This is a genomic window from Vibrio sp., assembly GCF_050299255.1.
Taxonomy (GTDB): Bacteria; Pseudomonadota; Gammaproteobacteria; order Enterobacterales; family Vibrionaceae; genus Vibrio.
In genome coordinates this window covers 80,026-87,270 of the sequence record NZ_JBNKVP010000006.1, presented here as the reverse complement: position 1 = coordinate 87,270, position 7,245 = coordinate 80,026, and the positions used below count along the sequence as shown (strand labels likewise).

The following is a 7,245-nucleotide window of genomic DNA, read 5'->3' as shown; positions in this document are numbered from 1 at the left end:
CGGCGCGGAAAATTCTGCAGTGGCGAGACGGCTCATAGGGACCCCTTAGATTCAACGGTGGATGCAAATAAGGCAAGTCCTATAACTGTAGCTGCTTTTAGCTAATGTATTGTTGCAATAGCATTTTTAACTCAGTTCTGTCCCCGCTCAAATAAATACCACAGCGCACTCAGGGGCGGTAGTTAACTGTCCAAGCTTTCTTCGTCATCGCGCAGTTGTGCCCACATCTGAGTGCATTTAACTGCCAGCCACGATAACGTCGCTGACGTTTCTGTTCATCATGATGTGGGGTAAAAGTGCGCTCTAACACTTGTTTAGTGCGTAATTCCTCCAGGCTTTGCCAGTAACCCACCGCCATACCGGCCAGATAAGCAGCGCCAATAGCGGTCACTTCGGTAACCTGTGGACGCTGCACATCTTTAGCCAATACATCAGCCTGAAACTGCATCAGGAAATTGTTGCGCACTGCGCCACCATCCACCCGCAAAGCTGATAGCTCAATGCCGGAATCGGCTTGCATCGCATCCAGCACATCACGAGTCTGGTAAGCGATACTTTCCAGCGTAGCCCGAATAATATGGTTAGCGTTGACGCCGCGGGTCAGTCCAACTATGGTACCGCGCGCATAAGCATCCCAATACGGGGCTCCCAAGCCGGTAAAGGCCGGGACAACATAGACGCCATTCGAGGAATCCACTTTGGTGGCAAAATATTCAGAATCTTGCGAGTCAACCAGCAGTTTCATTTCGTCCCTGAGCCACTGGATTGCAGCCCCGGCCATAAACACCGCCCCTTCCAGTGCATAGGCCGGCTCACCATTTGGCCCGCAGGCCAGAGTGGTCAGCAGGCCGTGACTGGAGCTGACTTTTTCTTTGCCGGTATTCATCAAAAGAAAGCAGCCGGTACCATAGGTATTTTTGGCTTCACCGGCATTGACGCACATCTGGCCAAACAGCGCAGCCTGCTGGTCGCCGGCTATACCCGCAATCGGGATGTGGGTGTTACTGCGGCCGCCGATATTGGTCTTGCCGTACACTTCCGATGAACGTCTGACTTCCGGCATCATAGAGGCGGGAATATCCAGTTCGCTCAGTAGCTTGCTATCCCAGTTCAGGGAGTTGATGTTGAACAGCATGGTACGTGAGGCGTTGGTAAAGTCGGTCACATGCACACGGCCCTGAGTCATTTTCCAGACCAGCCAGCTATCGACGGTACCAAACAGCAGCTTTCCTTGTTCGGCTTGTTGTCTGGCGCCGTCCACGTTATCCAGAATCCATTTGATTTTGGTGGCGGAAAAGTAAGGATCCAGCACCAGACCGGTGTTGTCGCGAATATAAGTTTCCAGTCCGCGCTGCTTAAGCTGGTCGCAGATATCAGCAGTACGGCGACACTGCCAGACAATAGCATTGTAAATCGGCTTGCCGGTCTCTTTGTTCCAGACAATGGTGGTTTCTCGTTGATTGGTAATGCCAATAGCGGCGACCTGGTCGCTGTGAATACCTGATTTGGTCAGGGCTTCAATTAGGGTGGCGCTCTGGGTAGCAAAGATCTCCATCGGATCGTGTTCTACCCAGCCCGCTTGCGGGTATATCTGGCTGAATTCCCGCTGAGCCACGCTAATGACGTTAGCGTCGTGATCCAGCACCACGGCTCGCGAGCTGGTGGTGCCCTGATCCAACGCAACAATATACTTGGCTTGTTCCATGTCTAATCCTTGGCTGATGGACAGATGTAATTAATTGCAGACGAGCTGCTGTTAATAATATTGTGCATGGAATTGCCAACTTCATAATAATTGGATGATAAAAATGCGCTTCCGGGCAAAAAACAAATAACCGCTGATGGCAGGGTAACCGGTACAAAAAAGCCTCCGGCTTAATGCGGAGGCTTGAGGTTTTCTCAGAGCAGATTACAGAACTGGATGCAGAACTGCGATTAGATTGCTCACTAAGCTTAGTTGTTGCTGTGCAGTTCGCTGTTCAGTTCCACTGCCGTCTTATTGGCCAGACACTCGATTTGACCAGTGACAGAGTTGCGACGGAACAGCAGATCCGATACGCCGGCCAGATCACGCGCTTTGACGATCTCGACTTCGTTACCATCGGAGTCCAGCATGCGTACTTTGGCGCCGGCAGTAATATACAGGCCAGATTCAACCGTACAGCGGTCGCCCAGCGGGAAGCCGAGACCAGCGTTGGCACCCAGCAGCGAATTTTCACCGATGGAAACCACCACTTTACCACCGCCAGACAGGGTACCCATGATTGAAGCGCCGCCACCGATATCGGAGCCGTCGCCCACTACCACACCAGCAGAAATACGGCCTTCAACCATGCTGACACCGGTCGTACCGGCATTAAAGTTGATGAAACCTTCATGCATGACTGTGGTACCTTCACCCACGTGGGCACCCAGGCGAACGCGGGAAGTATCCGCGATACGAACGCCGGCAGGAACCACGTAATCGACCATTTTAGGGAACTTGTCGACGCAGTCGACGGACAGTACCCGTCCGGCCAGGCGAGCTTCAATTTGACGTTGCGCCAGTTCAGGCAGATCGATTGGGCCTTCGTTGGTCCAGGCGATGTTGTGCAGCAGACCAAAAATACCGTCCAGCACCGTACCGTGTGGTTGCACCAGGCGGTGCGAGATCAGCTGCAGTTTCAAAAAGCCTTCCGCGACCGACTGAGGCTGCTCGTCACTAGCCAGAATGACCAAAACTAAAGGCTGGGAAGAGGCGGCAGCTTGAGTCGCGAAGTCAGCGTGGCCCTGATCATTGTGTGAAGAGAACACTTCGGCCAACTTAGTCCGTTGCTCGGCGCTGATTTCCACTACCTGGTTACCCTGTTGATAATCCACCACGTCGGCGACTGCCGAGACCAGCTCATCGGCCGGGTTTAAAGTTGGGCAAGGGAAAAAGGCTTCAATAATTTTTCCATCAAGATTTTTGGTAGCCGTACCAAAGGCCAGAGCAAAATAAGCCATAGTGTATCTCCATGTTTCAATTCAGAGGGCATCGCCCAGATTTGCTGTTGGATTCATCATAAAGACAGCCGGCAGCAGATTAAAGCGCTTCGCGGCACAACGTCCGTAAAACGATATGTTTTGTCTTTTTAGCGATAGTTTTGTCTTTTTAGCTATAACGTAGCCGATCAAAAAAGCCCAAAGTAGCAACTTTGGGCTTAATGACTTTACCTTTAACTGATTGGCGTTGCGCTTATGCGCGAGCTTATTGCTTTATCTTTGTCCAACCATTCACCCGTTGAGCGCGGGTGTTAAAGCTTAATTAGCGTGCCAGGTCACCAGCGTGCTCAGACAGGAATGCAGCTACGCCAGTTGGAGATGCGTCCATACCTGCTTTACCTTCTTCCCACTGTGCTGGGCACACTTCACCGTTTTTCTGGTGGAAGTTCAGTGCGTCAACCATACGCAGCATTTCGTCGATGTTACGGCCTAGTGGCAGGTCGTTAACAACCTGGTGACGAACGATACCGTCTTCATCAATCAGGAAAGAACCACGGAACGCAACGCCAGCTTCTGGGTGCTCAACGTCGTACGCTTTGCAGATTTCGTGTTTAACGTCTGCAATCAGAGGGTATTTCACTTGACCGATACCGCCGTTTTCAACAGCAGTGTTACGCCATGCGTTGTGTGAGAACTGAGAGTCGATAGATACACCGATTACTTCTACGCCTTTCTCTTGGAAGTCGTGGAAACGGTTGTCGAATGCGATAAGTTCAGATGGGCAAACGAAAGTGAAGTCTAGTGGGTAGAAGAAAACCACTGCTTTCTTGCCTTTTGTGAATTCAGCAAAATTGAAGTTTTCAACGATTTCACCGTTACCTAGAACCGCTGCTGCAGTAAAGTCTGGGGCTTGACGACCGACTAGTACCATTTTTCTGCTCCTAACATATTTGTTTGATTCCGAACGCATTAATGAGTCTTGCGCTCAGTCCGTGTTTGTTCGAGACAAACTATAGTACAGATAGTAGTATTGAAAAAAGCGAATTAAATAGATTAAGTTAATCGAAAAAAGCGATGACTCGTTTAATGAGCAAACAGAATCTGAATTGAACTAAATGATATCACTATGAGTAAATGGCCAAGCTTAAAACAGCTGCATTATTTAATTACCCTGCATGAAACCCGTCATTTTAGCGCAGCGGCGCAGCGCTGTTTCGTCAGTCAGTCCACCTTGAGTAAAGGTATTCAAAACCTGGAAGAGTTGATCGGCTGTCCGCTGTATGAAAAGAAAGATAAGAAAAGCCCGCTGGTGTTTACCCAAACCGGAGAACTGGTCGTTCAACAAGGCAGAGAACTGCTGGCTAAAGGTCAGGATCTGGTGGAGTTAGGCAGACTATGTCCACGGGATACCATGCAAGGGCAGCTAAAAGTCGGCTGCATTCCGACCATTGCACCGTTTTTATTGTGCGACTTAGTCCAGGAAGTCAATGCGCGCTTTCCACATCTGACTTTACTGCTGAGAGAAGATACTACCGTCAACCTGCTGGCGGCGCTGCGTCACGGTGAACTGGATGTCCTTATTCTCGCTTTGCCGGTGGATATCGAAGGGATGGCCAGTCGTATCGTCGGGCAGGATCCCTTCAAGATGGTCATCAGTCGCCATCAGGCTGATGCGATTAGAGTGCCGATCAAATACGATGACTTACCGGATGAATCGGTGTTTTTGCTGGAAAAAGTTCACTGCCTGACGGATCACGCGGTCTCCGCCTGTCAGCTGACTGATAAAGAGAAGATTAATCCATTTAGCGCCACCAGCTTACATACGCTGGTGCAAATGGTGGCCAATGGTCTTGGCACCACCTTCATTCCGCAGATGGCTATCGAACACGGCCTGCTCGACAATCAGAATCTGGTGGTGGTGGACCCGCCGGGGCGGCAGGCTTACCGTAATATTGGTCTGGTTTGGCGGCCAAGCTCATCCCGGGTGGACACCTTTAATCAACTGGCCGATTTGGTGACTGAGCTGCTATAGCGGTTAGTCTTACAATAGTTCCCCCTAAAAAGACACTGCACATAGTGTCTTTTTTAGCATTTTATTCTGATGGTGTTTTTTAACTTGTAAAATTTTACAGCATCATTTTGATGAACCTTTCATAAAATTGTGAAATTTCACAATGTTAATTTTACTGATTTTTTGTCCCAACTTGTTTACTCCGCTGCCGTAATTAGCCCATAGAGACCGTGTTTCAAGGCGACTCCCTCGATTAATGTAATTCATACACGCGTTTAAAACTCTTTTTGTGTTCAATTTTAACTGTAATTTAATTACGTAATTAATTACAAAATGATAGTGAAGATCAAACACTTATTTGAAACGGAATAAAACTTTGAATTTTCCGGAAAGTCACTTTTGCACTTTTACACTAACCGTTTGTTGTGTAAGTTAAATAAGGCCCGGCTAAGACTTATGTCTAGATTGCCTGGCGATGTTAACTCACTCACTATAGAGCGAACAAAACACGAAAACCGTCGGATGTCACAAATTGATAGGATGTAAGTTTGTGGTTTGATAGTTACAAATGTAATTTTATGGCTTCGCTAAGTAAGCCAGCTGGTTAAACCAATGACTCAAGGATGATAAATATGCTTGCGCACACTCCAGAGAAACAACCCACAACAGCCGAAGCCCAAGAAACCCTAGGCATGCTTGAGGTTACTGGTACTTTGTCACCAGAACATCAGGCGATTTTCCCTGTTGAAGCCCAAACCTTTTTGTCTCTGCTGTGTGCCAATTTTGCAGGCCGGATCGATCAGTTACTGGCGCAGCGCGAAGAACGACAAGCCAGAATCGACCAGGGTGAGCTGCCTGATTTTTTGACGGATACGCAAGATATCCGCGAAGGTAGCTGGAAAATTCTCGGGATTCCTGAAGACTTGCAGGACCGTCGGGTTGAAATCACGGGTCCAACGGACCGGAAAATGGTGATCAACGCATTGAACGCCAACGTTAAGGTGTTTATGGCCGATTTCGAAGACTCGATGGCGCCAGCCTGGGACAAGGTTCTGGACGGTCAGATCAACCTGCGTGATGCGGTCAATGGTACTATCTCGTATCAAAATCCGGGCAACGGTAAACAGTATCAACTCAGCGATAACCCTGCCGTATTGATCTGTCGCGTGCGCGGTCTGCACCTGCGTGAAAAGCATGTCGAGTTTAACGGCAAAATCATTCCCGGGGCCCTATTTGATTTCGCACTCTACTTTTATAACAACTACAAGGCGTTGCTGAAAAAAGGCAGTGGGCCTTATTTCTACCTGCCGAAATTGCAGTCCTATCGCGAAGCACAGTGGTGGAGTGATGTGTTCCACTTTACGGAAGAGTATTACGGCCTGGATACCGGCACCATAAAAGCAACGGTATTGATCGAAACGCTGCCGGCGGTATTCCAGATGGATGAAATCCTGTTCACCCTGAAAGAGCACATTGTCGGTCTGAATTGTGGCCGCTGGGATTACATCTTTAGCTATATCAAGACCCTGAAAAAACACCCGGATCGCGTGTTGCCCGATCGCCAGGTGGTCACCATGGATAAACCGTTCCTGAATGCTTATTCGCGCTTACTGGTGCGTACCTGTCATAAACGTGGCGCGTTTGCGATGGGGGGAATGGCCGCGTTTATTCCGGCAAAAGACCCACAGGAAAACCAACAGGTACTGGACAAAATCCGCAACGACAAACTGCTGGAAGCCAATAATGGCCACGATGGCACCTGGGTTGCCCACCCAGGACTAGCGGACACCGCTATGGAAGTGTTCAGTCAGGTGCTTGGTCAGCGAAGCAACCAGCTCGACATTTCGCGCGAACAGGATCTGCCAATTACTGCTGAGCAGTTACTGGAACCATGCGATGGCGCCCGGACCGAACAGGGAATGCGTCACAACATCCGCGTGGCCTTGCAATACATTGAAGCCTGGATCTCCGGCAATGGTTGCGTGCCGATTTACGGCCTGATGGAAGATGCCGCAACCGCAGAAATTTCCCGCGCCTCTATCTGGCAGTGGATCCAGCACGGCAAATCACTGGACAACGGGGAGCCGGTCACTAAGGCGCTGTTCCGTCGCTATCTGGCTGAAGAGATCGGCGTGGTACGCAGTGAAGTCGGTGAAGAGCGATTCCAGTCCGGCCGCTTTGATGAAGCCGCAGAGCTGATGGAACAACTGACCACCAGTGATGAACTGACCAATTTCTTAACCATACCAGGTTACGACTACCTGGATTGA

At 49.6% G+C, this 7,245-nt stretch carries 4 protein-coding genes and 1 pseudogene; 2 read left to right on the top strand and 3 right to left on the bottom strand.

Annotated elements, in window-relative coordinates; translation table 11 throughout:
* Positions 1-182: 182 nt before the first annotated feature.
* The 3 genes and pseudogenes from glpK to ACQY6F_RS03860 form a co-directional block, all read right to left on the bottom strand.
* Positions 183-1,705 (bottom strand): annotated as a pseudogene (gene glpK, locus ACQY6F_RS03870) (glycerol kinase GlpK).
* Positions 1,706-1,953: 248 nt separating this feature from the next.
* Complete coding sequence (gene dapD / locus ACQY6F_RS03865) at positions 1,954-2,985, bottom strand: 2,3,4,5-tetrahydropyridine-2,6-dicarboxylate N-succinyltransferase (protein WP_428772323.1); 1,032 nt, start codon at positions 2,983-2,985, stop codon at positions 1,954-1,956.
* A 301-nt stretch (positions 2,986-3,286) separates the two neighbouring features.
* On the bottom strand, positions 3,287-3,895 hold the full coding sequence (locus ACQY6F_RS03860; protein WP_428772321.1) for a peroxiredoxin C: 609 nt from the start codon (positions 3,893-3,895) through the stop codon (positions 3,287-3,289).
* Positions 3,896-4,090: 195 nt separating this feature from the next.
* Between ACQY6F_RS03860 and ACQY6F_RS03855 the strand changes: the two genes are divergently transcribed.
* On the top strand, positions 4,091-4,996 hold the full coding sequence (locus ACQY6F_RS03855; RefSeq protein ID WP_428772319.1) for a hydrogen peroxide-inducible genes activator: 906 nt from the start codon (positions 4,091-4,093) through the stop codon (positions 4,994-4,996).
* Positions 4,997-5,607: 611 nt separating this feature from the next.
* Entirely contained in the window at positions 5,608-7,245 is a 1,638-nt protein-coding gene (aceB, locus tag ACQY6F_RS03850; protein WP_428772318.1) for a malate synthase A, read from the top strand.

Bases quoted from the DNA above. Each gene is read 5' to 3' on its own strand.
- aceB (WP_428772318.1), top strand. From the start codon at position 5,608: ATGCTTGCGCACACTCCAGAGAAACAACCCACAACAGCCGAAGCCCAA.
- ACQY6F_RS03860 (WP_428772321.1), bottom strand. From the start codon at position 3,895: ATGGTACTAGTCGGTCGTCAAGCCCCAGACTTTACTGCAGCAGCGGTT.
- dapD (WP_428772323.1), bottom strand. From the start codon at position 2,985: ATGGCTTATTTTGCTCTGGCCTTTGGTACGGCTACCAAAAATCTTGAT.
- ACQY6F_RS03855 (WP_428772319.1), top strand. From the start codon at position 4,091: ATGAGTAAATGGCCAAGCTTAAAACAGCTGCATTATTTAATTACCCTG.